Genomic DNA, 26,572 nt, shown 5'->3' with positions numbered 1-26,572 from the left:
TTTATTCAGATAATGGTGATGAGGGAGTATCAAGTTGCAACGGTGGCACAGGTTTCCCTATTCTCGCATAAAACTCTACCACAAAATCATCAAAACGATCCTCTTCAATGGCTTGACGAATTTCTGCCATAAGGCGTTGGTAATAACGCAAATTATGAATGGTATTTAAACGAGCCCCTAAAATCTCGCCACATTTATCTAAATGATATAAATAGGCTTTGGTGTAATTTTTACAGGTGTAACAATCACAATGAGGATCGAGTGGGCTGGTGTCGTCACGGTATTTCGCATTACGAATTTTCACAATACCGTCCGTGACAAATAAGTGACCGTTACGGGCATTGCGGGTTGGCATCACGCAATCGAACATATCGATACCACGACGAACCCCCTCAACCAAATCTTCCGGTTTCCCTACGCCCATTAAATAACGTGGTTTATCCGCCGGAATTTGTGGACAGATGTATTCTAAAATACGATGCATATCCTCTTTCGGCTCGCCCACGGCCAAGCCGCCTACCGCATAGCCGTCAAAGCCAATATTGACTAAGCCCTCCAAAGAGATTTTACGCAATTCTTCAAAGACACCCCCCTGAATAATGCCGAAAAGGGCATTTTTATTGCCAAGTTCATCAAAACGATCACGACTCCGTTTTGCCCAACGAAGGGACATTTCCATAGACTTTTTGGCATAATCAAAGGTGGCAGGATAGGGGGTACATTCATCAAAAATCATCACGATATCGGAGCCGAGATCATATTGAATTTCCATGGATTTTTCCGGAGAAAGAAAGATTCGCTCGCCATTGATCGGATTTTGAAATTTTACGCCCTCTTCAGTAATTTTGCGTAATTTACCCAGGCTAAATACTTGGAAACCGCCGCTATCCGTTAAGATTGGGCGATGCCATTGCATGAAATCGTGTAAATCACCGTGTTTACGCATCACTTCTTGCCCGGGACGTAACCATAAATGGAAGGTATTACCCAGTAAAATTTCAGCCCCTGTTGCACGGACTTCTTCCGGTGTCATTCCTTTCACTGTGCCATAGGTACCTACCGGCATAAATGCAGGGGTTTCCACGCTGAATGTGCCTTGCGGACGTTCAAACACTAACCTACCACGGCGTGCATTACCACTGGTTTTGTCTAATTCATATTTCATTTTATTTCCTCAACGAATAAACAGTTCGAAGATTTTCATTAATAAAAAAAGCCTGTTTAAATTTACAGGCTTCATGCTATGATTTTTTTAATGCTCTTTGAGCAGAGGCGGATCTACTAAGATGGTCCGCCAGTTGCCGCTGTCGGGCTATATCGTAGATCCTGATTGTTAATCATATCAAGGATAAAAATATGACTAACTTCACAATTAAATTGGTCATCATTACTCTACTTTGCCTGTTATTGAAAGGTAGCACTGGCTATTAGTAGTTTGATGCCGCAAGGGACGAGAGCCCTCGTCCCTTGTCTTTTATTGTAGGCGTTGCCTTTCTTTAAGTCAAACGACTTATGCTAATCCTTTCACATTCGGATTTTTGGTAATAAACATCGCATCGCCATAACTGAAAAAACGATAGCGATTTTCCACCGCACTTTTGTAAGCATTCATTGTATGGCTGAAGCCGGCAAAGGCGGAAACCAGCATAATGAGGGTACTTTCCGGTAAATGGAAATTGGTGATTAAGGCATCCACCACACGGAATTTTTTACCCGGATAAATGAAAATTGAGGTGTCGGAAAAATAAGGTTCGAGCAAATCCGGATTGCCGTTTTCTTCTGCTGACAACGCAGCGGTTTCAATGGAGCGAACGGACGTTGTGCCCACCGCAATCACACGCTTTCCTGCTTTTTTAGTGGCAATAATGGCATTGCACACTTCTTGTGAAAGTTCCACATATTCGGCATGCATAGTATGATCTTCAATATTTTCTACACGAACCGGTTGAAATGTGCCTGCTCCCACATGGAGTGTCACAAATTCAAAATTCACACCTTTGGTTCGAAGTTTTTCCAATAATTCATCATCGAAATGCAAGCCGGCTGTTGGTGCAGCCACTGCCCCCGGTACTTTGCTATAAACGGTTTGATAGCATTCTTGATCCGCCTCTTCATCAGGGCGATCAATATAAGGCGGTAACGGCATATGCCCAATTTGTTGCAGCACAGTGAGAAGTGTGGTGGATTTATCCTTTAATTCCACTTCAAAAAGTGTGCCGTGGCGTGCCGTCATCACCGCAGGAATGCCGTTATTTTCACCGAGTTTATCTTCCCCTAAAAATAATTCAGCTCCTTCCTTTGGTGATTTTGAAGAGCGAATATGGGCGAGGAAACGGTGTTCATCCAACATCCGCTCAACCAGTACTTCAATTTTACCGCCACTGGCTTTGCGTCCGAACATTCGGGCGGGAATAACACGGGTATTGTTAAAAATTAACAAATCGCCTTCATTAATGAGGTCTAATATATCTGTGAAAGTGCGGTGAGAAATTGCTCCGTTTTCGCCGGTTAATGTCAGCAAGCGACAAGAGGAACGATCTGTTTTGGGATAACGGGCGATAAGCTCATCAGGTAAATCAAAATGGAAATCGGAAACACGCATAATAGTATCTGGTTGATAAAAAGAATGGGGTAGTCTAGTTGGAATGAGTGGCAAGCTCAAGGGGAAATGTTTGCCATTTCCCCTTTTCCTATTAAAGAATCATTTTTACCAGTTTATCTGCTTTAATTCGGGCAAATTTTTTCAGTAATTTTTGAACCGGTTCCGGATATTGAGATAATTCCTCCAATTCGGAATAATGGCTCAATACGGAGGTATGCAGACGAATATGATTTAACTCTTTTTCAACTTGATCACGCAATTCTTGTTTCGGATCATGAATCAACAAGCCATTTTCCGCATCTAAACGCCAAGCACGCGGGTTTAAATTATTACCGGTCAGTAAAATGTAACAATTATCCACCCACACTCCTTTTAAGTGGTAGGTGTTATCGCCATCTTTCCACAAGCGAATGGTTAACTGCCCTTGTTCAATGTCTTGTTGGAATTTTTCACAAAAGTGGCGGAGATTGCTTTCGTATAAATAAGGCAATGCACCCGCCATTTTGAACGGTTGTTCCGGTGGAATATAAAAATCGTTTGCCACTTTGTCGCCTACGATAATTTCGACTTTTTTCCCTGCTTCCAAGAGCGTGGCAATTTTATTTTGTAAGGTACGAGGAAAATTAAAATAAGGGGTACAAATGACTAAACTTTCTTGAACCTGCAAAAACAGATCTTCAATAATTTGGTTTAATTCATTGCCTGATGCGCCCAAACCAAACAAAAGCGAAACGCTTAAAACATCGGAAAAAACCATCGCATTTTCAATGGTGTATTCAGCATGATTGGCTAAATTTTTGCGATAAGCCCGAATAGCAGAACGAATTTCTTTGGTGCGAGGACGGTTTGCTACATCAAGAGGATGAACGGCACTTAAATCCAATAAGTAATCATTAATAAAATTCACCATTGAATCGGCTAATGCTTTATTTGTGATTTTTTGATAGCGATCGTAGCGGTATTTATCCGATTGTTGTAAATATACATTGTTGATACTTGCACCGCTATACAGCACCGTATCATCAAAAATAAATCCCTTAATATGCAAAACACCGAATACCTCACGGGTATTAATCGGTACGCCGAAAAACATATTCGGATCTTCTGAAAGTTGGTAGGTTTGACGCTGTTCTACATACCAATCGGCATTGGTCGCAGATTTTTCTGCGCCCAATAAATTGCGCTGACCACGATGCCAATCCACAAGGATTTTAATATCTAAGTCAGGTTGTTCTTGTTTTATCCGGTAAATTTCATCAAGAATTTCTTGTCCCGCTTCATCTTTTTGCCAGTAAAGTGCGGTGACATAAATACGTTTTTTGGCATTTCTAATTAATTCAATAATCTGAGTTTTGAATTCAGTCGGACTGAACAAAAATTCTACCTGCTCTTTTTCTAAAGGCAAAAAGGGCAGATTTTTGAGATTTTGTTCTGTACGTTTTAATTTATTGATTAACATAATTTGTCTCTGCATTCTCTAGGAATGGGCTAGTTTACAATATTTCACTGATGGATTGATAGAAAAAAGGTTTTTTTTCGTTATAATGCTCACAAAATTTGACATTTATTGGCGAATTATTATCCAATTTTTTTCTTGAGTATCTCCTTATGAACAATTCTCGCAAGCCGACTTTTCAAACAAATTCTAATAAATCTTTTCAAGAGCGTTCTTTTGATGGGAAACAAAATTCCGAAAAACGTCGTGAAAATCGACCGCACTTTGATAAAAAACATAATGAAAGAAAAAAGCAACGCCATTTTCAACAAGAAGTTCGTGAACCGCAGATTGCTGAGCTTTCTTTAAATAAAAGTGGCGGAGCGCAAGGCGGTGTAAAAGTGGTAGTGAAAAGCACAGGTGTAGCGTATAAACCGAAAGAAAAGAAAACCGGTGCACTTTCGCCGCGTGCCCCGGAAAAAATTAAAAAAAATCGCGCGGAAGAAATGAAGGTCTATGGTGAAAATGCCTGTTTCGCATTGTTTGAAAAACGCCCGGAAAGTATTATTCGTGTTTGGGCAACGGTGCAGATGTCACATAAAATCGGTGAGATATTTAGTTATTTGGCGGCAAACAAAAAAGTATATCATGTGGTGGACAATGAAGAATTATCCCTTGTGAGCGGCACGGAGCATCATGGTGGGATCTGTATGTTGGTAAAAAAACAACGTCCGTTCACCTTACAAGGTTATTTGGATATTCCTCACGAGGAAGATTGCTTAGTGTTGTTGGATAATGTGAATAATGCACAAAATATTGGCGGAGTGTTGCGTACTTGTGCGTTTTATGGTGTGAAGAATGTGCTAACCAATAATGCCGATAAGTTGTATTCTGCGGCAGCGATGCGTGTGGCAGAAGGCGGTGCGGAGTACATTCGTTTATTAGAATGTTTAGATATTGAATCGGCATTACAACAACTCCGCCAAAAAGGCTATCAAGTTGTGCATATTGCACAAGGCAAAGAGGGAATCGCTCTTAATTCAGTTCAATTCGATAAAAAAGTCGCATTTTTATTCAGTGAAGCCGGTACGTTGGATTTATACGACAAACAGGATATAAATGTTCGTTTATCTTTAAGTAATCCATTAAAAAACGGCTTAAATATCGCGGTAAATAGCGGTATTTTGCTATCAAAATGGTATTTTTCGAAGTGAAAATAAACTAAGTGCGGTCTTTTTCGTTGCGTTAAGGCTGAGTAATCAGCCTTTTCTTTTTTAAATCGTGAGATCTGTGATTGAAATTTATCGTTTCATTCAATCTAAAACCTATGTTTTTTCATTTAACGAATGCGAGAAACGGGCGATTAATTCAAGGCAACTTTGCACAATCCAACCAATTCCGGTGGCAAAAATAAGCGTGCCGATACCGATGGTTCCTCCAAGAAAAAAACCTAATAGGCAAACTGATATTTCAATACTGGTACGGACGACTCCTACCTTCAACTGGAAGCGTTGGCAAATCCCCACCATAAGCCCATCACGAGGGCCGGCTCCCAAATGACAAGTGAGATATAGTGCAGTGCCTAATCCGTATAGGAAAAGTCCGATTATGCCAAACGCAATGCGTGAAAAAAGTGCGGTCGGTTCCGGTAGAATTCTGGTGGTAATATCTAAGAAAAAAGCAATGACAATAATATTTAGAATCGTGCCGAGTCCAAAGCGGAGTTTTAGGGGCAACCATGCAAGCATCACAACGCAGCTAATCAAGAATGATGACCAACCGATACTCATTTCGCTCTGTAATGCCACGCCTTGAGAAAGCACTGTCCAAGGGGTAGAACCGAAGTCGGATAATACAATGAGCCCATCACCAATTCCTAATATTGCTAATGCAAATAACAACACATAGATTGTTTTGCCTTTTATTGACCATAATGAACTTGCCGCCCAGTTTGTATAAGGAATTGCTCGTGCTTTTTTCATAAATTTCCTATGTTTTATAAGATATGAGTATCATAAAGGGGAATAACTAAAAGGCAAAACACTTTAATGTCATATTATATAGCAGAATTGACTATGCAAATTCTCTATTTAACTGAAATTTAAAGGTTAATGGAAATAATATAATGATGTAGCTAAGTTAAGCAGAGAAAATTAAAGAATATAAAAGAGCGGAAAATTAACCGCTCTTTTTTAATGGGATGTGACTGAAAATAGGTTAATTACCAATACACCTGCAATAATTAGTCCAATACCAATCATCCCAGCCATATCAATTTTTTGTCCGAAAGCGAAATAAGCCACAACGGCAGTGAGGACAATTCCAACACCCGACCAAATGGCGTAAACCAACCCAACGGGTAAAGATCGAAAAATAATTGAAACAAAATAAAAAGAAATCGCATAGAGCGTGAGCGAACCTAGTGTCGGGAGCGGTTTAGTAAAACCGTCACTCACTTTTAATAAATTGGTTGCAGCAATTTCTAAGCAAATAGAAATGGCAAGTAAAATCCAAGGGTTCATTAGTCATTCCTTTATTCAAATAAAAAGAGATGCCAAATCGCATCTCCTTTCATTAGGTGATTGTTTATAAATTAGCAATCTTGTTTGCCATAAGCCTCTTGACGAAGAATGTTGCGTACTCCTTCATCAAACTCGGCAAGCACTTGGTCGGCATTTTGTGGATCTGTACCACGCGCGTCTAAGTAGAATTTAATTTTTGGCTCGGTACCGGAAGGGCGGACGATTAAACGTGAACCGTTTTCCAGCACAAATACGAGAATATCACTTTGACGATCAGTTTTTGTGTGGTCGATAAATTGTACCACATTCACCTCACCGATAACACTTGGCGGAGTGGTGCGAAGTGCGGTCATTAATTTGCCGATTTCGGAAAGATCGCTGACACGAATAGAAATTTGTCCGCTTACATAGGCACCGAATTCTTTGGTGAATTCATCGGCATAATCCGCTAAGGTTTTACCTTGTTTTTTCAAGTTGCGGACAAGGTCTAAGAATATAATCGCCGCTGAAATACCGTCTTTATCACGGACTTTATCGGGATCAACCAAATAACCGAGCGCCTCTTCAAAGCCAAACAGTAAGCCTTGAACTTTACCGATATATTTGAAACCGGTTAAGGTTTCTTCCGATTGGAAACCATATTTTTTGGCGATCTCGGCAAGGGCAGGAGAGGACACTAAAGAGCATGCCAATATCCCTTGTTTACCTTGGACGTGATATTGTTTGGCTAAATACCAGCCTAAGAAACAGCCTACCACATTGCCGTGCAAGGCTTTCCAGTTTCCTTCCGCATCCGGTACGGCAACGGCTAAACGGTCGGCATCAGGGTCGTTTGCAATAATAAATTCCGCCTTGTTTTCTTTCGCCACTTTAATGGCTAAATCCAACGCCCCTTTTTCTTCAGGGTTAGGGAAGTTCACGGTTGGGAAAGTACCATCCGGCCAAACTTGTTCGGCTACGATGTGTGGTTGTGGTAAACCGGCTTTGGCGAGTGTTTTGCTTAACACTTCGTAGCCTACGCCGTGCATTGCAGTATAAACATAGTTGATGTCACATTGTGGCTCTTTGGCAAGAGAGGCGGTTTTCGCAATGTAAGCATCAATCACTTCATCATTTAACACGATATAATCATCGCTGCGTGGTAAATCTTGAATACTGCCGGCTGCCACTTTGTCGATTAATGCGGCAATTTCTTTATCGGCAGGTGAAACGATTTGCCCTCCACCATTCGCTTTTCCTAGGTACACTTTATAGCCGTTATCTTCCGGTGGATTGTGGCTTGCAGTCACCATTACTCCGGCGGTGGTATCAAAATATTGAATCGCATAGGCTAACACCGGAGTTGGTAATTTACGTGGTAATAAATAGGCTTTCACCCCGGCACCCGCCATGATCTCTGCGGTATCACGTGCAAACACATCAGAATTTTTACGACCGTCATAACCAATCACAATAGAAGGTTCTTTGTCGTAGTCTTTTAAGAAATCGGCTAAACCGCCGGCAGCTTGGGCGACTAATACACGGTTCATTCCCATAGAGCCAGCTTGTAAAGGGCCGCGTAAACCGGCGGTACCAAATTGTAAACGACCGTCAAAACGGGTCTGTAATTCCGCTTTTGCTTTTTCATCACCGGATTTTGCCGCTGTTAAAAGTGCGGTCAATTCTGCACGAGTTTCCGAATCAGGATCTTGGTTTAACCAATTTTGTGCTACATCAAAAAGAGTTGCCATAATTTCACCTTCTTAAGTTGAAAGAAATACCTTGGATAGACTAGCGGAAAACAATTAAATCTTAAAGGTTTATTTACCGAAAGTTTGATCTGTTTAACATTTTTTGCTCATATAATCGGTTGCTTGAAAAGTGTATTTATTTTTAGAGATAAACAGGGAATAAATTTTCATTTTCCCGATTGGAAAAACTTCCGCTATAATGACCGCACTTTTTGTTAATTAAAAGGAATGAATATCCATGCAAAATCCAAAAGATGATGTACTTTATGCACCTGTTGAGTGGGTCGATCATAGTGAAGGTTATACCGATATTCGCTATCATAAATCTACCGATGGTATCGCCAAAATCACCATTAACCGTCCTGAAGTGCGTAATGCCTTCCGTCCACAAACCGTTAAAGAAATGATCCACGCCTTCTCTAATGCGCGTTTTGATGAAAAAATCGGGGTCATCGTATTAACCGGTGAGGGTGAAAAATCTTTCTGTGCCGGTGGCGATCAAAAAATTCGTGGGGATTACGGCGGTTACAAAGACGAAAGCGGCGTACATCATTTGAATGTATTGGATTTCCAACGGGATATTCGTACTTGCCCGAAACCGGTGGTGGCAATGGTGGCTGGTTATGCCATTGGCGGTGGTCATGTATTGCATATGTTATGTGATTTAACCATTGCGGCAGATAATGCTATTTTCGGTCAAACCGGGCCGAAAGTCGGGTCTTTTGACGGCGGTTGGGGGGCAAGCTATATGGCTCGTTTGGTCGGTCAGAAAAAAGCCCGTGAGATTTGGTTCTTATGCCGTCAATATAATGCGCAAGAAGCCTTGGATATGGGCTTAGTGAATACTGTTGTGCCTTATGCGGATCTTGAAAAAGAAACAGTGCGTTGGTGTCGTGAAATGCTACGTAACAGCCCGATAGCATTGCGTTGTTTGAAAGCCGCATTAAATGCGGATTGTGATGGTCAAGCAGGTCTTCAAGAGTTGGCAGGCAATGCCACCATGTTGTTTTATATGACAGAAGAAGGTCAAGAAGGTCGCAACGCTTTCAACGAAAAACGTGCGCCGGACTTCAGCAAATTCAGACGTAATCCTTAATTATTCAACCAAAAGTGCGGTTAATTTCAACCGCACTTTTTGTAAGCAAAATTTATGACAATTCGACAATATCATCTTTATCGTTATTCCATTCCTGTTGATAGCCAACTTATTTTGCGAGATCGCTTTTTAAAACGCCGTGAAGGGTTGCTTGTGCGGATTCAATGCCAAGATAACGAAGGTTGGGGGGAAATTGCCCCCTTACTGGGATTTAGTGAAGAATCTTTAGAGATGGCGCAAAGTCAAACGATACAATGGCTTGCCGATTGGGATGTTGCCCGCAGTCGTGATGAAAAATGTTCACTTGACGGGCTTTATCCTTCCGTCGCTTTTGGTTTGAGCTGTGCCTTGGCGGAGCTAAAAGAGAAACTGAATGAAGCGGGAAATTATCATATCGCTCCCTTGTGTTATGGCGACCCCGATGAGCTTTATGAAGAATTAGCGGGGATTTCCGGTGAGAAAGTGGCGAAAATCAAAGTGGGGATGTATGAAGCCAACCGAGACGGATTGATTGCGGATATGTTTTTAGAGGCGATCCCCGATCTACAATTACGCCTTGATGCCAATCGCCGTTGGACACTTGAGAAAGCCTTGTTGTTTGCCTCCAAAATAAAAACGTCTCATCGGGCTAGAATTCAATTTTTGGAAGAACCTTGCAAAACCCCTGAATTAAGCCGTGAATTTGCAGCGCAAACAGGGATTGCCATTGCTTGGGATGAATCCTTACGAGAAAGCGATTTTCAGCTTAAAAAAGAACCACACTTGGCCGCCATTGTGATTAAACCGACATTAATTGGTTCCCTTGAACGCTGTATTGAATTAATCAAACAAGCGCACACATTAGGTTTAAAAGCGGTGATCAGTTCCAGTATTGAAAGTAGTCTTGGGTTAACCCAACTGGCACGAATAGCACAACAATATACGCCAAATGTCACCCCGGGGTTAGATACGCTGGATTTAATGGATTATCAAGTATTGCGTCCGTGGAAGGGCTCAATATTACCGCTTATTGATTTGGATTCTGAATTGATTACAAGGATTATCTGATTCGACCACCATTTGTTGAAAAATCAGTATAATGCATAACCGTAAAGGAAGAGAAAATGTCGCAAAAATCCCGAATTTTGTTGCTAAATGGCCCGAACTTAAATATGTTGGGCGCCCGTGAGCCAAAATACTATGGCAGTTTGTCACTTGCCGCCATTGAATCGAATCTAAAGGCGTTGGCAGCGCAGCACCATGTTGAATTAACTTGCTTCCAAGCTAATAGTGAGGAAAAGTTGATTGAACAAATCCATCAAAGTTTTCAAAAAACGGATTTTATTTTAATCAATCCTGCTGCTTACACGCATACCAGCGTGGCATTGCGTGATGCTTTATTATCGGTTTCAATCCCTTTTGTGGAAATTCATTTGTCTAATATCCACAAACGTGAGCCGTTTCGTCATCATTCTTATTTCAGTGATGTGGCGGAAGGGGTGATTTGCGGATTAGGGGCGAAAGGTTATGAATTTGCCTTTTTATTTGCCTTGGATTTTTTAGCAAGAAAGCAATAAAATACGGTATTTTTACCGAAATTTATAGAATTTTATCGCAATTTAGATCAATTTAGGGTAATCTTTGCCCGATTAAAAATCGGTTTATAACTGACCGCACTTTTGTGCGCTGTTGCATAAAGCTGGTTTGGAGGCTTCCGTAGGGGCACACTGCGTGTGTCCGTTACAGTATCAAGTTATTTCAATATTAAACGGACACACGCAGTGTGTCCCTACATTTTGTTGAAATCCCAGTTTTGTGCATGGGTGACATAATACCGTGCATTGTCACGAAAGTGCGGTTAAAAATTTCATTATTTTAGGAAAAACGTATGGACATTCGTAAAATTAAAAAGCTGATCGAGCTCGTGGAAGAATCAGGCATCACTGAATTAGAAGTTCAAGAAGAAGAGGGAACGGTTCGTATTAGCCGTGCCGCACCTGCTGTGGTGCCGGCAGCAGTGCAATATGCTGAACCTGTGGCTACACCGACTGTTACACCGGCCCCAGCTCCTGTCAATACAACAGCGCCATCTGCTACACCGGCGGTTTCTGAAGAAGTTGTAGGTCATCAAGTTCGTTCCCCGATGGTAGGAACATTCTACCGTAGCCCAAGTCCGGAAGCGAAAGCCTTTGTTGACGTCGGACAATCAGTTAAAGTAGGAGACACACTTTGTATCGTTGAAGCAATGAAAATGATGAACCGTATTGAAGCGGACAAAGCCGGCGTGGTAAAAGCAATCCTGGTAAATGATGGCGAACCGGTTGAGTTTGATCAACCATTGATCGTTATTGAATAATCCTATCAATTATCCCAAATGGCGGACTTATCCGCCATTTTTTAACAAGTGGAATTTCTTATGTTAGAAAAAGTTGTGATTGCCAACCGTGGTGAAATTGCATTACGCATTTTGCGCGCATGTAAAGAATTAGGCATTAAAACCGTTGCGGTACACTCCACAGCAGATCGTGATTTAAAACATGTGTTATTGGCAGATGAAACAGTTTGTATTGGTCCGGCACCTTCAGCAAAAAGCTATTTGAATATTCCGGCAATCATTGCTGCTGCAGAGGTGACAGGAGCCGATGCCATTCACCCGGGATATGGTTTTTTATCTGAAAATGCGGATTTTGCCGAGCAAGTAGAACGTTCAGGTTTCACTTTTATCGGACCGACAGCGGATGTGATTCGTTTAATGGGCGATAAAGTTTCCGCCATTAAGGCTATGAAAAAAGCCGGTGTACCTTGTGTGCCGGGATCTGATGGTCCTGTGGGAAACGATATTGCCAAAAATAAAGAAATTGCGAAACGTATCGGTTATCCAATTATTATTAAAGCTTCCGGCGGTGGCGGCGGTCGTGGTATGCGTGTTGTACGTAACGAAGAGGCGCTAGAAGAGTCGATTGCGATGACCAAAGCTGAAGCGAAAGCAGCCTTTAATAATGATATGGTGTATATGGAAAAATACTTAGAAAATCCACGCCATGTGGAAATTCAAGTATTGGCGGATACTCATGGTAATGCCGTGTATTTGGCAGAACGTGATTGTTCAATGCAACGTCGTCATCAAAAAGTCGTAGAAGAGGCACCGGCTCCGGGCATCACTGAAGAACTTCGCCGAGATATCGGTTCCCGTTGTGCCAATGCCTGTGTGGAAATCGGTTATCGTGGCGCAGGTACATTTGAGTTTTTATATGAGAATGGTGAGTTTTATTTCATCGAAATGAATACCCGTATTCAGGTGGAACACCCTGTGACAGAAATGATTACCGGGGTGGATTTGGTGAAAGAGCAGTTACGCATTGCCGCAGGTTTACCGCTATCTTTCAAACAAGAAGATATTAAAGTGAAAGGTCATGCCATTGAATGTCGTATCAATGCGGAAGATCCAAAATCTTTCTTACCATCACCGGGTAAAGTCGCTCACTTACATTCACCGGGCGGTTTTGGTGTGCGTTGGGATTCCCACGTATATGGCGGTTATACTGTGCCTCCGCATTATGATTCTATGATCGCAAAATTGATTACTTATGGTGATACACGTGAAGTGGCGATTCGTCGTATGCAAAATGCCTTGGCCGAAACCATCATTGACGGAATTAAAACCAATATTCCATTACATGAGATGATTTTGGAAGATGAAAACTTCCAAAAAGGTGGAACCAATATTCATTACCTTGAGAAAAAATTAGGGTTACATGATTAATTAAAGGGCTCACACTAGTGAGCTTTTTTTATCGGGTATGAAATATTTAAAAATAAATGGAAAATCAACCGCACTTATCATAAAAAAATCCCACAAAAGTGGGATTTTCATCTATTTCTTTTTCACCGGACGTTGCCAGTTTTGAATATGGCGTTGCGGTACTCGGGTTATTACCAATTCATCTTTGCCAACATTGCGAGTGATGGTTGAACCTGCGCCGATGGTTGCGCCGTCTTCAACTGCCACCGGGGCGACTAATTGTGTATCGGAACCCACGAAGACATTATCACCGATAATGGTTTTAAATTTATTGGCACCATCATAATTACAGGTAATCACGCCAGCCCCAATATTACAATTTGAACCGATTTCACTGTCGCCCACATAGGTTAAATGGTTGACTTTCGAGCCTTTACCCACAAGGGATTTTTTGATTTCTACAAAGTTGCCGACATGGGTTTCTGCGGCTAATTCTGTACCGGGACGTAAACGGGAGAACGGACCAATTGCCGCTTTTTCGCCAATGCTGGAGTCTTCTAACACGGAGTAAGGTTTCACTTCCACATCATCGCTAATTACCACATTTTTTAATACGCAGCCCGTACCGATTTTCACCCGATTTCCTAACCGCACTTCACCTTCAATAATCACATTGGTATCAATTTCCACATCTTTACCGTGCTCAAGGGTGCCGCGTAAATCAAACCGTTCCGGATCTGCCAACATCACACCGGCTAACAGTAAACGTTCTGCCTGTTTACGTTGATAGTAGCGTTCAAGTGCGCTTAATTGCAGGCGATTATTTGCCCCTTCCACTTCCATCATATCTGTTGCTTGAACCGCAACAACTTGGCAGCCATCTTGGTTTGCAAGGGCAATTAAATCCGTTAAATAATATTCGCCTTGAGCATTATTATTACCCACGCGTGCGAGCCATTTTTTGAAACTTGCCCCATCGGAAACCATGACACCGGTATTCACTTCCTGAATGTTTAATTGTTCGGCATTGGCATCTTTTTGTTCAACGATAGCGATCACACGGCCATTTTCACGAATAATACGACCATAACCTGTTGGGTTGTCTAATTTTACCGTAAGTAATGCAATACCGTTTTCAGGTTTCGCTGCAATCAGTTTTTCCAAGGTTTCCTTTGTAATCAGTGGCGCATCGCCGTAAAGTACGACAATATCTTCATTATCCTTAAAAAAAGGCGCAGCCTGTTGAACCGCATGTGCTGTGCCGAGTTGCTCGGTTTGTAAGACCCAATTTACCTTTTCATTGGCAAGACGTTCACGCATTAATTCACCACCATGTCCGTAAATTAAATGCACGTTTTCGGCCCCTAATGAATTTGCCGTATCAATCACGTGCTTGACCATCGGCTTGCCAGCCACGGTGTGTAGCACCTTGGGTAAATCGGAATACATACGGGTGCCTTTTCCTGCCGCCAAAATGACCGCACTTCGAGTTTTGTTTGTCATAAAATATCTCTTGTCATTAAAAATTGACGGTATTTTAGCTTAGAAATACTAGGATGATAAGCTGTTTATCTTTTCTTAAAAATTCTATAATGAGACAATTTTTGAGCGATTTGGGGTGAATATGCGTAATCGGGATGAGATGATTCTGCAATGGGTTAATCAACAGGGAAAAGCCACGGTGATTGAATTGGCAGAAAAGTGTGAAATATCCGTTGAAACCGTTCGGCGTGATCTTAATCGGCTTGAGAAACAAGGATTGCTTTATCGTACGCATGGCGGTGCGATAAGTCATAAAACTACTGATCTTGGTTCTTTTTTTCAGGCTCGGCGATACATCAATGCAACGGCAAAGCGATATATTGCTAAAAATGCCCTTGAATTACTCTATGAGAATGCAGTGATTGGATTGGATGCAAGTTCCACAAGTTGGTATTTTGCTCATTTAATGCCGGATATTCCTTGTACTGTGGTGACGAATTCTATGCTTAATATCAACGCATTGGTGAATAAACCTAATATCAAAACCATTGTCACCGGTGGGGTTTATTCATCAAAATATGAAGCATTTTACGGGCCATTATCAGAATATTTATTACAACGTCTGCACATTAACTTTTCTATTTTTTCCTGTTCAGGTATTGATAACCAAGGAAATATTTGGGAATCCAATGAATTAAATGCCTCTTTAAAGCGTAAAATGATGGAGGCCTCAGAACATGCTTATCTTTTGGCGGATCATTCTAAATTTGAGAAAAAAAGCCTCATACAATTAACCGAATTGAGCAAAATTAATACTATTTTTAGTGATGCCGATTTATCGGAAACTCTCCAAACCTATTGTGAAAAAAACGATATTGTGACCGTTTTATAATAAATAATGACCGAATTGCCCGTTTTTTGAAAGTTTAAGTAACGATCGGGCATTGTTTTTCTTTAAAAATGACCGATTATTGTGATCCTTTTCACAAATTTGAAATCAACTGTTTTTCCCTTCTATCTTCTTCTATTTTTTTATTCAAAAATAATTTCAAGTTAAGCAGATAAATTGCTTATCTGGGATTTCAATATGAATTAAAAATGATAGGAGAAACACGATTATGACATCTTCCACTCAAATTAATCGTATCAAAATCGGTATCCGCCCAACTATTGATGGTCGTCGTATGGGAGTACGTGAATCATTAGAAGATCAAACCATGCGTATGGCGAAATCTGTTGTCGATTTGTTGCAAACCCATATCCGCTATACAGACGGTTCTTTTGTTGAATGTGTGATTGCTGATAGCTGTATTGGTGGTGTTGCTGAAGCGGCGGCTTGTGCGAATAAATTCAAACGTGAAAATGTCGGATTAACGATTACTGTCACTCCTTGTTGGTGCTACGGTTCTGAAACGATTGATATGGATCCGCATATGCCGAAAGCGATTTGGGGGTTTAACGGCACAGAACGTCCCGGTGCGGTTTATCTTGCTGCTGCATTAGCCGGCCATTCCCAATTAGGTTTACCCGCCTTCTCAATTTATGGAACCGAAGTTCAAGAAGCCAATGATACGAATATCCCGGAAGATGTAAAAGAAAAACTGTTACGTTTTGCCCGTGCCGGTCTTACTGTTGCTACTCTTCGAGGAAAATCCTATTTATCTATTGGTTCTGTTTCTATGGGAATCGCAGGTTCAATTGTGAACCAACAATTTTTCCAAGAATACCTTGGTATGCGTAACGAATATGTCGATATGACGGAAATCAAACGTCGTTTAGATCGCAAAATTTATGATCAAGAAGAAGTGGATTTAGCACTTTCTTGGGTAAAACAATATTGCCAAGAGGGGATTGATGTAAATAGTCAGGAAAATCAATGTACACTAGAAGAGCGTGCCGAACTTTGGGAAAACGTAGTGAAAATGAGCATTATCACGCGTGACTTGATGGTGGGGAATCCAAAACTGGCGAAATTGAATTTTGCTGAAGAAGCCTTAGGACATAATGCTATTGCTGCTGGGTTCCAAGGTCAGCGTCATTGGACGGATCATCTGCCAAACGGTGATTTTATGGAGGCGATGCTCAATTCTACTTATGATTGGAACGGCGTTCGCCCACCTTATATTCTTGCCACTGAAAACGATAGTTTGAATGCCGTATGTATGTTGTTTGGCAATCAACTCACCGGTCAGGCACAGATTTTTGCTGATGTGCGTACTTATTGGAGCCCAGAATCCGTTGAACGTGTAACGGGTTGGAAACCGGAAAGTGGCTTTATCCATTTAATTAATTCTGGTTCTGCTGCACTTGATGGTACAGGTAAACATAAAGATGCAAATGGTAACCCAACCATTAAACCGGCTTGGGAAGTGACTGAAGAGGACGGAAAACGTTGCCTAGCGCACACTCGTTGGTGCCCAGCGGTGCATGAATATTTCCGTGGCGGTGGTTTATCTTCCCAATTTTTAACTCAAGGTGGCATGCCGTTTACCATGCATCGTATTAACCTTATCAAAGGCTTAGGACCGGTATTGCAAATTGCAGAAGGTTGGTCAATCGATTTACCGGAACAGGTACATGATATTCTCAACAAGCGTACTAATGAAACTTGGCCGACCACTTGGTTTGTGCCTCGTTTAACCGGTAAAGGGGCATTCACTGATGTCTATTCCGTGATGGCTAATTGGGGGGCGAACCACTGTGTCGCCACTTATGGACACGTTGGTGCGGATCTTATTACTCTAGCCTCTATGTTACGCATTCCGGTTTGTATGCACAACGTTGAAGAACGCAATATCTTCCGTCCAAGTGCTTGGAATGGGTTTGGGCAAGATAAAGAAGGTCAGGATTATCGAGCCTGTCAAAACTTCGGTCCACTTTATAAATAATAGCAATGGCACATACTTTTCTGTGTGTGCCACCATTTCAATCAACACCCATATTGAAGTGCGGTCACAAAATCCAAAGGAGCGAATAAATCACTTTAGTGATTTATGAGTAAAAATCGATGTCTTTTTCAGCCGCACTTTTCTCAATCTTAGGGGAGTTTTTATGCCTATCGTACTGATCTTTGATTGCGGTGCAACCAATTTACGAACTATTGCGATGAGCGATAAGGGCGAAATTTTGGCCTCCTATCATATGGTGAACAATACCCAACCGGATATCAAATTTGCTGATTATCATATTTGGGATTTTGAAGAAATCTGGCAGAAATTATCTCATTGTGCGGATCTAACTATTGCACAATTAAAAGAACAACATATTGATTTAGCAGAGATTGTTGGCATTTCTGTGACGACATTTGGGGTAGATGGGGCACCTTTTGATCGCCATGGTCAGCAACTTTATCCGATTATTTCTTGGAAATGCCCACGCACCCTTCCTGTAATGAAAAAACTGGATCAATTGGTCGATGTTAAAGCGCTTTATCAACGTAATGGCATCGGACAATACAGTTTTAATACTTTATTCAAGCTGCTTTGGTTAAAAGAATATGAACCGGAAATTTTCCAAAAAATGGATAAATTCGTGTTCATTTCTTCCATGCTAACTCAACGTTTAACGGGGGAATGGAGCACCGATCACACTATGGCGGGGACATCAATGATGACAAATCTCGCTACCGGTGATTGGGACAAAGACATTTTGCAATGGCTTGGGCTTACCTCATCCCATTTTCCACCAATGCGCTATGCGGGTGAAAAAGTGGGTGATCTTATTCCTTCACTTGCTATGAAGTGGGGGCTAAAGCGTATTCCGGTCATCGCCTGTGGACACGACACACAATTTGCCGTGTTTGGTTCAGGGGCAGGATTAAATCAACCTGTGCTTAGTTCCGGTACTTGGGAAATTTTGATGGCTCGTACGCAATATGCACAGCCACAATTTGATTTTGTTTCACAAGGGCTGACGACAGAATTCGATGTTCAACGGAATTGCTTCAACCCCGCAGTGCAATGGGTGGGATCCGGTGTTATGGAATGGCTTGGAAAACTGTTATTTGCAGATGTATATGGCACTGATAGTTATTATCCAACGATGATTACAGAAGCCATGGCTACCGAGGAAAGTAAAAGTGAGGTCGATTTTCAGGGCGTTTTTAATCAACTTGGACAAGGGCGGATAGAGGGGCTTTCTATGTTTACCTCTCGTGGCGAGATCTATCGTGCAGCGCTTTATTACATGGCGAATCAGCTTAAACAGGGATTGGCTGTGCTACAACAGGTGAGTCATTTTAAAGCAGAGAGTTTGCTTTGTGTTGGTGGTGGATCAAAAAATCCATTATGGAACCAAATTCGTGCCGATGTTTTAGGGTTACCGATTGATGTGGTTGATGTCGCAGAAGCAACCGTTTTAGGTGCGGCGATGTTTACTTTTGTCGGTGTTGGTGTGTACGACAATGAAGAAACGGCACAAAAGGCGATGCAACCGCAACGCAGACGTATTTATCCTCAGTTCAATTTAGCAAATAAATAGGAGAAATCTCATGTTAAAAGGCATTCATCCGGCTATTTCCCCTGAATTACTCAAAATTCTCGCCGAAATGGGGCATGGCGATGAACTTGTCCTTGCTGACGCACATTTTCCTGCTCACTCGCTTCATCATCATGTTGTGCGTGCTGATGGGATTACCATTGAGACTTTATTAAAAGGGATTGCGCCATTATTTGAATTTGATGCTTATGTGGCAGCACCACTTGTTATGATGCAGGCAGTACAAGGCGACAGGTTAGATCCTGATGTAGAAAAACGTTACTTAGAGGCCATTCAAAGTGCGGTCGATTTTGTGCCAAATCTTGGACGTATTGATCGCTTTGATTTCTATGAGCGAACAAAACATGCTTATGCCGTGGTGATGACTGGCGAAATAGCAAAATACGGCAACATTATTATCAAAAAAGGGGTTACCCCGGTTTTATAACAAATTAGAGGTCTTAAAAATGAATAGAAAAACACTTTCACAAAAAATTATCGACACTTGCCTTGAAATGACTCGATTAGGTTTAAATCAAGGGACGGCTGGAAATGTAAGCGTACGTTACAAAGAAGGTATGCTGATTACCCCCACTGGTATGCCATATCATTTAATCACACTGGAAGATATTGTTTATGTTGATAGTCACGGTAAACACGAAGAGGGAAAGTTGCCTTCCAGTGAATGGCAATTTCATTTAGCAGTCTATCAAGCAAGACCGGAAGCTGATGCAGTAGTGCATAACCATTCTCTTAACTGCGCCGGTTTATCTATTTTAGAAAAACCGATTCCGGCTATTCACTACATGGTGGCGGTAGGCGGAACGGATCATATTCCTTGTGTACCTTATGCCACATTTGGTACTCATGAGTTGGCAGCCTATGTGGCAGAGGGGATCAAAAAAAGTAAAGCTATTTTGCTGGCTCATCATGGCTTAATTACTTGTGGTGAAAATCTTGATAAAGCCTTATGGCTTGCACAAGAAGTTGAAGTATTGGCTTCTTGGTATTTGAAATTGCTTGCAACCGGTTTGGATATTCCGCTTTTAAGCCATGAACAAATGCAGATGGTGTTAGGAAAATTCCATACCTATGGATTACGCATTGAAGAATAGCGATTCTCTGTGTGTCTCTCTACTAATTAATATAAGGAAAATCTTATGAGTGCCAAAGTGTTAGAAAAGAAATTTATTGTTCCCTTTATTTTAATTACCAGTTTGTTTGCTCTATGGGGATTTGCGAACGATATTACCAATCCAATGGTTGCTGTATTTCAAACTGTTATGGAGATCCCTGCTTCTGAAGCCGCTTTGGTGCAATTTGCATTTTACGGTGGTTACGGCACGATGGCGATTCCTGCCGCAATTTTTGCCAGCCGATATAGTTATAAAGCAGGAATTATGCTAGGGCTTATTCTTTATGCTATCGGCGCTTTTTTATTCTGGCCGGCAGCAAAATATGAAGAATTTAATTTTTTCTTGATTTCACTTTATATTTTAACCTTTGGTTTGGCTTTTTTAGAAACCACGGCAAACCCTTATATTCTTGCAATGGGTGATCCACAAACTGCCACACGTCGGTTGAATTTCGCTCAGTCTTTTAACCCTTTAGGTTCTATCACTGGGATGTTTGTCGCCTCTCAATTGGTGTTAACAAATCTTGAGTCAGATAAGCGTGATGCTGCCGGTAATTTGATATTCCATACATTATCAGAAGCGGAAAAAATGGGGATTCGTACCCATGATTTAGCAGAAATTCGTAACCCATATATTGTATTAGGCTTTGTTGTGGTTGCGGTGCTGATTATTATTGGTCTTTACAAAATGCCTAAAGTACGAGTGGAAGAAGGCAATAATCGTATTTCGTTTAAAGAAGCGGTCAGTCGTTTGATACAGATACCCAAATATCGTGAGGGCGTGATTGCACAAGTATTTTACGTTGGCGTGCAAATTATGTGTTGGACGTTTATTGTTCAATATGCAGAACGTTTAGGCTTTACTAAGGCAGAAGGTCAAAATTTCAACATAATTGCGATGGGGATTTTTATCGCCAGCCGTTTTATTAGTACCAGTCTTATGAAATATCTCAAATCTGAATTTATGTTAATGCTCTTTGCTATCGGCGGTTTCTTTAGCATTCTTGGTGTGATTTTCATTGATGGAATATGGGGATTGTATTGCTTAATTTTAACCTCTGGTTTTATGTCACTGATGTTCCCAACTATTTATGGTATTGCGCTCAACGGCTTAAAAGAAGAATCCACAATTGGTGCTGCTGGTTTAGTAATGGCTATTGTAGGTGGGGCGTTAATGCCACCGCTACAAGGGATGATTATTGATCAGGGTGAAGTAATGGGACTCCCAGCAGTGAACTTCTCTTTCATCTTGCCTTTAGTATGCTTTGTCGTTATTGCTATCTACGGATTTAGAACGTGGAAAATTCTTAAATAGAGGTAAAATGGCCGCGTTTAAAGTGCGGTCATTTTTTTATAAGTTTGGTGGATAAGTCTTGTTTTTAATTCCGCTCTTCCCGTTGAGTTGGCACCATAAATAAGGTAAACTACCGTCCCGTCTTTAGTAGCTAATCTTCTTCAATTTTTGACCGCACTTTTTGTGAAATGTCTCGTAAGATGATTAGCTATAATCATTTCTATCCCAACAAAGAATTAGGTTTCCTATGGCTACAAATTATATTTTCGTCACAGGCGGTGTGGTTTCATCGCTCGGTAAAGGTATTGCAGCGGCATCATTGGCAGCAATTTTAGAAGCACGCGGTTTAAACGTTACGATCATGAAACTTGATCCCTATATTAATGTGGATCCGGGCACGATGAGTCCTACCCAACATGGGGAAGTGTTTGTCACACAAGACGGGGCGGAAACGGATTTGGATTTAGGCCATTATGAGCGTTTCATCCGTACCAAAATGACGAAACGTAATAATTTCACTACCGGTAAAATTTATTCGGAAGTGCTACGCAAAGAACGCCGTGGTGATTATCTTGGCGCAACTATTCAAGTGATTCCTCATATCACTAATGAAATTAAAGATCGAGTGATCGCAGGGGCACAGGGACACGATGTAGTGATTGTGGAAGTGGGCGGAACCGTGGGTGATATTGAATCTTTACCGTTCTTAGAGGCACTACGCCAGCTTGCAGTACAAGTGGGGCGTGAACATACGCTATTTATGCATTTAACGCTTGTGCCTTATATTCCAACAGCCGGTGAAGTCAAAACTAAACCAACCCAACATTCGGTCAAAGAATTACTCTCCATTGGGATTCAGCCTGATGTGTTGATTTGTCGTTCCGACAGAATGATTCCGCCAAATGAACGGGCGAAAATTGCATTGTTCTGTAATGTGCCGGAGCGTGCAGTGATTTCCTTAAAAGATGTGAATTCTATCTACCAAATTCCGGCCTTATTGAAATCGCAAGGATTGGATGATTTTGTCTGTGATCGTTTCCGTTTAAACTGCCATGAGGCAGATCTTTCCGAATGGGAACAAGTGCTTTATAAACAAGCTAACCCTGTAGGGGAAGTGACCATTGGTATGGTGGGCAAATATACGGAATTGCCGGATGCTTATAAATCTGTCAATGAGGCATTAAAACACGCGGGTTTAACCAATCGTTTATCGGTGAATATCAAATATATCGATTCGCAAGATGTAGAGACCAAAGGCGTAGAGGTGCTTCAGGGCGTGGATGGTATTCTGGTACCGGGCGGTTTCGGTTATCGTGGGGTGGAAGGTAAAATTCGTACCGCTCAATATGCACGTGAGAATAATGTTCCTTATTTAGGCATTTGTTTAGGGATGCAAACAGCGTTGATTGAGTATGCCCGCAACGTGGCGGGGCTAACCAAAGCGAATTCTTCCGAGTTTGACCGTGATTGTGAACAGCCTGTTGTGGCATTAATTACAGAATGGCAAGATGCAGAAGGCAACACGGAAGTGCGTTCCGACAAATCTGATCTTGGTGGTACTATGCGTTTAGGGGCACAACAATGTCATTTAGTAGAGGGAAGTCGTGCACGTGAATTATATGGCGCAGAAACCATCGAAGAACGTCACCGCCACCGCTATGAAGTGAATAATGTCTTACTTCCACAAATTGAAAAGGCAGGATTGAAAGTTACCGGTTTATCTGCGGATAAAAAGCTGGTGGAAATTATTGAAGTACCAAATCACCCTTGGTTTGTGGCGTGCCAGTTCCATCCGGAATTTACCTCTACGCCACGTGATGGACACCCGTTATTTGCCGGGTTTGTCAAAGCGGCTTACGAAAACCACAAAAAATCAGCTTAACTTTTGACGATAAAGGGATAAAAAGTGCGGTTAAAAATTTAACCGCACTTTTTGTTTTATTAAGAACCGTTAGGACAACATTCAGCCAGTGAGGCAATCTTTTTAGCTTATTGAAATTTATTCATATCATTGGGACTATTTTTTCTTATTAGTAAATTATATTTTAACTAAAGCGCTATTTATTCAAATTTTGTGAAGTATATAATGCACGCCATCAACAGAACGATAGGTTCTAACAATAAATTAAGGAGCTTTATATGAAAAAAGTAGCAAATGTATTTAGTGCACCGGAAAAACACTGGGTAGGTAATGGTTTCCATGTGGCGTCAATGTTTAGTTATAACGATAAAGATAAAAATCTTGATCCGTTCCTTTTAATGGATTATAACCCACCAAAATTCTTCCAAGGCGGTCGTCGTGATAATTCAGAATTTGATTTACGTGGCGTGGAAGAGCATCCGCATCGTGGTTTTGAAACTGTGACGATTGCTTATCAAGGCGAAGTGTCTCATCGTGATTCTCATGGTGGCGGTGGAACAATCGGTACCGGCGATGTTCAATGGATGACGGCAGGCTCCGGTGTGATGCACGAAGAAATGCACTCAGAAAAATTTGCTAAAGAAGGCGGTTTATTCGAAATGGTGCAGCTTTGGGTGAATTTACCGGCAAAAGATAAAATGACCACGCCGAAATACCAAGCCATTAAATCGGCAGATATTCCGGTCGTGAAATTGCCTAATGATGCAGGGCAAGTACGTGTGATTGCCGGTGAATTATTAGGAACAACGGGTTCGGCGAGCACGTTTAGCCCGATTAATATGTGGGATACCACGATGAATGCAAATGCGACACATACTTTTAGCGTGCCGGAAAGTCATAATGTGGTTATTCTTGTATTAGAGGGAACGCTCCAAGTTGGCGGAGAGGCGGTTGCGCGCCGTGGCGAGTTAGTGACTTTCGAGCGTGGTGGTGCCGATGTACTTATTGAATCTAACAATGAAGCTAAATTGTTAATTCTTACCGGTGAACCGCTTAATGAGCCGATTGTGGGCTACGGTCCGTTTGTGATGAATACCCGCGAGCAAATTGTTGAAGCTTTTAACGATGTGCAAACCGGTAAATTCGGACGTTTAAACTAAAAAATGATAAGCCTGCGTGCTTAAATTTAAGGGTAAATTCTATTAAGGATTTACCCTTTTAGTTTTTATATTTTCTCTGTTATATGGCATATTGTTTTCTGGGAAAATCTCATTGTGAATTAAAACGAAGCTTGTAGGTTTGGAACTTGGTAAAATAATCAAAAAAAGTGCGGTTATTTTGGGGGATATTTTATGCACAATATTAAAGTCACAGATTCCGGATATTGGCTTCTCACACGGGGCTCCAATTTATATTTGGTTAATGGCGAATTACCTTATGGAAATGCCGCATTATTTGGTTTTGAAAATTTAAAAGGTATGCTAATTGGCAAATGGGCAGGACAGCCATTATGGCTTATTGAAGAACAACAGGATGATCAACGAGAATATTTTAGTTTAAGGGACTTGCTTTTTCTTCCGGAGGAAAAGTTTTATTTGTTAAGTCGTGGGGTGGAAATTAACCATTTTCTGAAGACCCATCAATTTTGTGGCAAGTGCGGTCATTCCAATCGTCAAACGGAAGATGAGATTGCGATGCAGTGTACCCATTGCGGTTATCGCACTTACCCCGTCATTCACCCTTCCATTATTGTTGCAGTACGCCGTGATACACAGATTTTACTCGCCAATCATAAACGCCATTATCAGCCCGGTGGTGGAATGTACACCACCCTTGCCGGTTTTGTTGAAGTCGGGGAAAGCTTTGAACAGGCTGTCCATCGGGAGGTCTTTGAAGAAACGGGGATTCGGATTAAAAATATTCGTTATTTCGGTAGCCAACCTTGGGCGTTTCCCAATTCACAAATGGTAGGTTTTTTAGCTGATTATGAGAGTGGTGAGATTTCTTTACAGGAAACGGAAATTCATGATGCGCAATGGTTTTCTTATCATCAGCCCTTGCCAGAATTACCTCCAACAGGTACTATCGCACGAAAATTAATTCATGCTACGCTTGAGCTTTGTAAAGTGGCAGATAACAAAAAGGAAACCTAAATGTCAGTATTAAAAAATGATCGCTATTTAAAAGCCTTATTACGCCAATCCGTGGATTACACACCGGTGTGGATGATGCGCCAAGCGGGGCGTTATTTGCCGGAATATAAAGCGACGCGCGCGCAAGCAGGGGATTTTATGTCCCTTTGTCGCAATGCGGATTTAGCTTGTGAAGTAACCTTACAACCTCTCCGCCGTTATGATCTTGATGCAGCGATTTTATTTTCCGATATTTTAACCATTCCCGATGCGATGGGGTTAGGTTTGAGTTTTGGTGTCGGCGAAGGTCCTAAATTTGCCAGACCGATTGAAAATAAAAGTGCGGTTGAAAATCTTCCGATTCCTGATCCGGAACAAGAGTTGCAATATGTAATGAACGCAGTACGCACCATTCGTCGTGAACTAAATGGTGAAGTTCCACTGATCGGCTTTTCCGGTAGCCCGTGGACGCTCGCCACTTACATGGTCGAAGGCGGCAGCAGTAAAACTTTCAGTAAAATCAAAAAAATGATGTATGCAGAGCCGCAAACATTGCATTTGTTATTGGATAAACTTGCAGATGCAGTGATTCTCTATCTTAACGGGCAAATTAAAGCCGGCGCACAATCTGTGATGGTGTTTGACACTTGGGGTGGCGTATTGGGTCATCGTGAGTATCTGGATTTTTCTCTTCAATACATGAACAAAATTGTTGATGGTTTGATTCGTGAAAATGAAGGGCGTACAGTGCCGGTCACTCTCTTTACTAAAGGCGGCGGGCTATGGCTTGAAGCTATTGCCAACACCGGTTGTGATGCTATCGGTTTAGACTGGACGGTCAATTTAGCGGAGGCAAAAGCCCGTGTCGGACACAAAGTTGCCTTACAAGGTAATATGGATCCAAGCGTACTTTACGCACCGGCTGAACGGATTGAACAAGAAGTGCGGTCAATTTTAGCAGATTTTGGCGAGGGTAGTGGCCACGTGTTTAACTTGGGGCACGGTATTCATCAAGATGTACCGGAAGATGCACCAAAAGTGTTTGTGGATGCGATTCACGAATATTCTAAAATCTATCATAAATAA

Annotated in this window: 23 protein-coding genes; 16 read left to right on the top strand and 7 right to left on the bottom strand. The window is 41.6% G+C overall.

Features of this window, described 5'->3' with window-relative positions; genetic code table 11:
* Position 1 precedes the first annotated feature (1 nt).
* The 3 genes from tgt to pssA all read right to left on the bottom strand — a co-directional run bounded on the left by tgt (position 2) and on the right by pssA (position 4,061).
* Positions 2–1,165, bottom strand: a complete 1,164-nt coding sequence (gene tgt / locus BKG94_RS02380) for a tRNA guanosine(34) transglycosylase Tgt (protein WP_077433835.1) — start codon at positions 1,163–1,165, stop codon at positions 2–4.
* 345 nt (positions 1,166–1,510) lie between these two features.
* Positions 1,511–2,602 (bottom strand): tRNA preQ1(34) S-adenosylmethionine ribosyltransferase-isomerase QueA, encoded by a 1,092-nt coding sequence (queA, locus tag BKG94_RS02375; RefSeq protein WP_077433833.1) that lies wholly within the window; start codon positions 2,600–2,602, stop codon positions 1,511–1,513.
* Between the two features lie 91 nt (positions 2,603–2,693).
* The gene (pssA, locus tag BKG94_RS02370; protein ID WP_077433831.1) at positions 2,694–4,061 is read right to left on the bottom strand and encodes a CDP-diacylglycerol--serine O-phosphatidyltransferase; all 1,368 of its coding nucleotides are present in this window, start codon (positions 4,059–4,061) and stop codon (positions 2,694–2,696) included.
* Between the two features lie 149 nt (positions 4,062–4,210).
* Here pssA and BKG94_RS02365 point away from each other — a divergent pair, with 149 nt between their 5' ends.
* Positions 4,211–5,251: a TrmH family RNA methyltransferase gene (locus BKG94_RS02365; protein WP_077434110.1), complete on the top strand. Its 1,041-nt coding sequence runs from the start codon at positions 4,211–4,213 to the stop codon at positions 5,249–5,251.
* A 111-nt stretch (positions 5,252–5,362) separates the two neighbouring features.
* Here BKG94_RS02365 and yczE read toward each other — a convergent pair whose 3' ends face one another.
* The 3 genes from yczE to BKG94_RS02350 all read right to left on the bottom strand — a co-directional run bounded on the left by yczE (position 5,363) and on the right by BKG94_RS02350 (position 8,289).
* A complete protein-coding gene (yczE, locus tag BKG94_RS02360) occupies positions 5,363–6,019 on the bottom strand; it encodes a membrane protein YczE (RefSeq protein WP_077433829.1) in 657 nt (218 codons plus the stop codon).
* A gap of 210 nt (positions 6,020–6,229) precedes the next feature.
* Entirely contained in the window at positions 6,230–6,559 is a 330-nt protein-coding gene (locus BKG94_RS02355; RefSeq protein WP_077433827.1) for a DMT family transporter, read from the bottom strand.
* 71 nt (positions 6,560–6,630) lie between these two features.
* On the bottom strand, positions 6,631–8,289 hold the full coding sequence (locus tag BKG94_RS02350; RefSeq protein ID WP_077433825.1) for a phospho-sugar mutase: 1,659 nt from the start codon (positions 8,287–8,289) through the stop codon (positions 6,631–6,633).
* Positions 8,290–8,527: 238 nt separating this feature from the next.
* On the opposite strand from BKG94_RS02350, the gene menB reads away from it, so the two are divergent.
* The 5 genes from menB (at position 8,528) to accC (ending at position 13,127) form a co-directional block, all read left to right on the top strand.
* Positions 8,528–9,385, top strand: a complete 858-nt coding sequence (menB, locus tag BKG94_RS02345; protein ID WP_077433823.1) for a 1,4-dihydroxy-2-naphthoyl-CoA synthase — start codon at positions 8,528–8,530, stop codon at positions 9,383–9,385.
* A gap of 54 nt (positions 9,386–9,439) precedes the next feature.
* Positions 9,440–10,432 (top strand): o-succinylbenzoate synthase, encoded by a 993-nt coding sequence (gene menC, locus BKG94_RS02340; protein ID WP_077433821.1) that lies wholly within the window; start codon positions 9,440–9,442, stop codon positions 10,430–10,432.
* A 56-nt stretch (positions 10,433–10,488) separates the two neighbouring features.
* A complete protein-coding gene (aroQ, locus tag BKG94_RS02335) occupies positions 10,489–10,941 on the top strand; it encodes a type II 3-dehydroquinate dehydratase (RefSeq protein WP_077433819.1) in 453 nt (150 codons plus the stop codon).
* A gap of 311 nt (positions 10,942–11,252) precedes the next feature.
* Positions 11,253–11,720 carry an acetyl-CoA carboxylase biotin carboxyl carrier protein gene (gene accB, locus BKG94_RS02330; RefSeq protein WP_077433817.1) on the top strand — a complete coding sequence of 156 codons (468 nt, stop codon included), beginning with the start codon at positions 11,253–11,255 and terminating at the stop codon, positions 11,718–11,720.
* Positions 11,721–11,780: 60 nt separating this feature from the next.
* Positions 11,781–13,127, top strand: a complete 1,347-nt coding sequence (accC, locus tag BKG94_RS02325; protein ID WP_077433815.1) for an acetyl-CoA carboxylase biotin carboxylase subunit — start codon at positions 11,781–11,783, stop codon at positions 13,125–13,127.
* Positions 13,128–13,238: 111 nt separating this feature from the next.
* Here accC and glmU read toward each other — a convergent pair whose 3' ends face one another.
* A complete protein-coding gene (gene glmU, locus BKG94_RS02320) occupies positions 13,239–14,609 on the bottom strand; it encodes a bifunctional UDP-N-acetylglucosamine diphosphorylase/glucosamine-1-phosphate N-acetyltransferase GlmU (RefSeq protein ID WP_077433813.1) in 1,371 nt (456 codons plus the stop codon).
* A gap of 121 nt (positions 14,610–14,730) precedes the next feature.
* On the opposite strand from glmU, the gene BKG94_RS02315 reads away from it, so the two are divergent.
* The 10 genes from BKG94_RS02315 (at position 14,731) to hemE (ending at position 26,572) form a co-directional block, all read left to right on the top strand.
* Positions 14,731–15,480: a DeoR/GlpR family DNA-binding transcription regulator gene (locus BKG94_RS02315; protein ID WP_077433811.1), complete on the top strand. Its 750-nt coding sequence runs from the start codon at positions 14,731–14,733 to the stop codon at positions 15,478–15,480.
* Positions 15,481–15,706: 226 nt separating this feature from the next.
* Entirely contained in the window at positions 15,707–17,476 is a 1,770-nt protein-coding gene (gene fucI / locus BKG94_RS02310; protein ID WP_077433809.1) for an L-fucose isomerase, read from the top strand.
* A 163-nt stretch (positions 17,477–17,639) separates the two neighbouring features.
* Positions 17,640–19,067 (top strand): L-fuculokinase, encoded by a 1,428-nt coding sequence (gene fucK / locus BKG94_RS02305; RefSeq protein WP_077433807.1) that lies wholly within the window; start codon positions 17,640–17,642, stop codon positions 19,065–19,067.
* Positions 19,068–19,077: 10 nt separating this feature from the next.
* On the top strand, positions 19,078–19,512 hold the full coding sequence (fucU, locus tag BKG94_RS02300; protein ID WP_077433805.1) for an L-fucose mutarotase: 435 nt from the start codon (positions 19,078–19,080) through the stop codon (positions 19,510–19,512).
* A 19-nt stretch (positions 19,513–19,531) separates the two neighbouring features.
* Positions 19,532–20,179, top strand: a complete 648-nt coding sequence (gene fucA, locus BKG94_RS02295; protein ID WP_077433803.1) for an L-fuculose-phosphate aldolase — start codon at positions 19,532–19,534, stop codon at positions 20,177–20,179.
* A gap of 45 nt (positions 20,180–20,224) precedes the next feature.
* Complete coding sequence (gene fucP / locus BKG94_RS02290; RefSeq protein ID WP_077433801.1) at positions 20,225–21,514, top strand: L-fucose:H+ symporter permease; 1,290 nt, start codon at positions 20,225–20,227, stop codon at positions 21,512–21,514.
* A 226-nt stretch (positions 21,515–21,740) separates the two neighbouring features.
* Positions 21,741–23,375, top strand: coding sequence for a glutamine hydrolyzing CTP synthase (gene pyrG / locus BKG94_RS02285; RefSeq protein WP_077433799.1), 1,635 nt, complete (start codon positions 21,741–21,743; stop codon positions 23,373–23,375).
* Positions 23,376–23,632: 257 nt separating this feature from the next.
* Complete coding sequence (locus BKG94_RS02280; RefSeq protein ID WP_077433797.1) at positions 23,633–24,514, top strand: pirin family protein; 882 nt, start codon at positions 23,633–23,635, stop codon at positions 24,512–24,514.
* Positions 24,515–24,706: 192 nt separating this feature from the next.
* Positions 24,707–25,507 (top strand): NAD(+) diphosphatase, encoded by an 801-nt coding sequence (nudC, locus tag BKG94_RS02275; protein ID WP_077433795.1) that lies wholly within the window; start codon positions 24,707–24,709, stop codon positions 25,505–25,507.
* Positions 25,508–26,572, top strand: coding sequence for a uroporphyrinogen decarboxylase (gene hemE / locus BKG94_RS02270; protein ID WP_077433793.1), 1,065 nt, complete (start codon positions 25,508–25,510; stop codon positions 26,570–26,572). It abuts the gene before it with no gap.

It is taken from the genome of Rodentibacter ratti (assembly GCF_002000485.1).
Lineage (GTDB): Bacteria > Pseudomonadota > Gammaproteobacteria > Enterobacterales > Pasteurellaceae > Rodentibacter > Rodentibacter ratti.
Note: the sequence above shows the minus strand (reverse complement) of the source record. Positions and strands in the feature narration are given on the sequence as shown.

Coding starts and splice junctions, on each gene's coding strand:
- accC (WP_077433815.1), top strand. CDS start 11,781: ATGTTAGAAAAAGTTGTGATTGCCAACCGTGGTGAAATTGCATTACGC.
- accB (WP_077433817.1), top strand. CDS start 11,253: ATGGACATTCGTAAAATTAAAAAGCTGATCGAGCTCGTGGAAGAATCA.
- fucU (WP_077433805.1), top strand. CDS start 19,078: ATGTTAAAAGGCATTCATCCGGCTATTTCCCCTGAATTACTCAAAATT.
- fucI (WP_077433809.1), top strand. CDS start 15,707: ATGACATCTTCCACTCAAATTAATCGTATCAAAATCGGTATCCGCCCA.
- nudC (WP_077433795.1), top strand. CDS start 24,707: ATGCACAATATTAAAGTCACAGATTCCGGATATTGGCTTCTCACACGG.
- BKG94_RS02315 (WP_077433811.1), top strand. CDS start 14,731: ATGCGTAATCGGGATGAGATGATTCTGCAATGGGTTAATCAACAGGGA.
- tgt (WP_077433835.1), bottom strand. CDS start 1,165: ATGAAATATGAATTAGACAAAACCAGTGGTAATGCACGCCGTGGTAGG.
- fucP (WP_077433801.1), top strand. CDS start 20,225: ATGAGTGCCAAAGTGTTAGAAAAGAAATTTATTGTTCCCTTTATTTTA.
- BKG94_RS02280 (WP_077433797.1), top strand. CDS start 23,633: ATGAAAAAAGTAGCAAATGTATTTAGTGCACCGGAAAAACACTGGGTA.
- BKG94_RS02350 (WP_077433825.1), bottom strand. CDS start 8,289: ATGGCAACTCTTTTTGATGTAGCACAAAATTGGTTAAACCAAGATCCT.
- BKG94_RS02355 (WP_077433827.1), bottom strand. CDS start 6,559: ATGAACCCTTGGATTTTACTTGCCATTTCTATTTGCTTAGAAATTGCT.
- fucA (WP_077433803.1), top strand. CDS start 19,532: ATGAATAGAAAAACACTTTCACAAAAAATTATCGACACTTGCCTTGAA.
- pyrG (WP_077433799.1), top strand. CDS start 21,741: ATGGCTACAAATTATATTTTCGTCACAGGCGGTGTGGTTTCATCGCTC.
- pssA (WP_077433831.1), bottom strand. CDS start 4,061: ATGTTAATCAATAAATTAAAACGTACAGAACAAAATCTCAAAAATCTG.
- queA (WP_077433833.1), bottom strand. CDS start 2,602: ATGCGTGTTTCCGATTTCCATTTTGATTTACCTGATGAGCTTATCGCC.
- BKG94_RS02365 (WP_077434110.1), top strand. CDS start 4,211: ATGAACAATTCTCGCAAGCCGACTTTTCAAACAAATTCTAATAAATCT.
- menB (WP_077433823.1), top strand. CDS start 8,528: ATGCAAAATCCAAAAGATGATGTACTTTATGCACCTGTTGAGTGGGTC.
- fucK (WP_077433807.1), top strand. CDS start 17,640: ATGCCTATCGTACTGATCTTTGATTGCGGTGCAACCAATTTACGAACT.
- hemE (WP_077433793.1), top strand. CDS start 25,508: ATGTCAGTATTAAAAAATGATCGCTATTTAAAAGCCTTATTACGCCAA.
- yczE (WP_077433829.1), bottom strand. CDS start 6,019: ATGAAAAAAGCACGAGCAATTCCTTATACAAACTGGGCGGCAAGTTCA.
- menC (WP_077433821.1), top strand. CDS start 9,440: ATGACAATTCGACAATATCATCTTTATCGTTATTCCATTCCTGTTGAT.
- glmU (WP_077433813.1), bottom strand. CDS start 14,609: ATGACAAACAAAACTCGAAGTGCGGTCATTTTGGCGGCAGGAAAAGGC.
- aroQ (WP_077433819.1), top strand. CDS start 10,489: ATGTCGCAAAAATCCCGAATTTTGTTGCTAAATGGCCCGAACTTAAAT.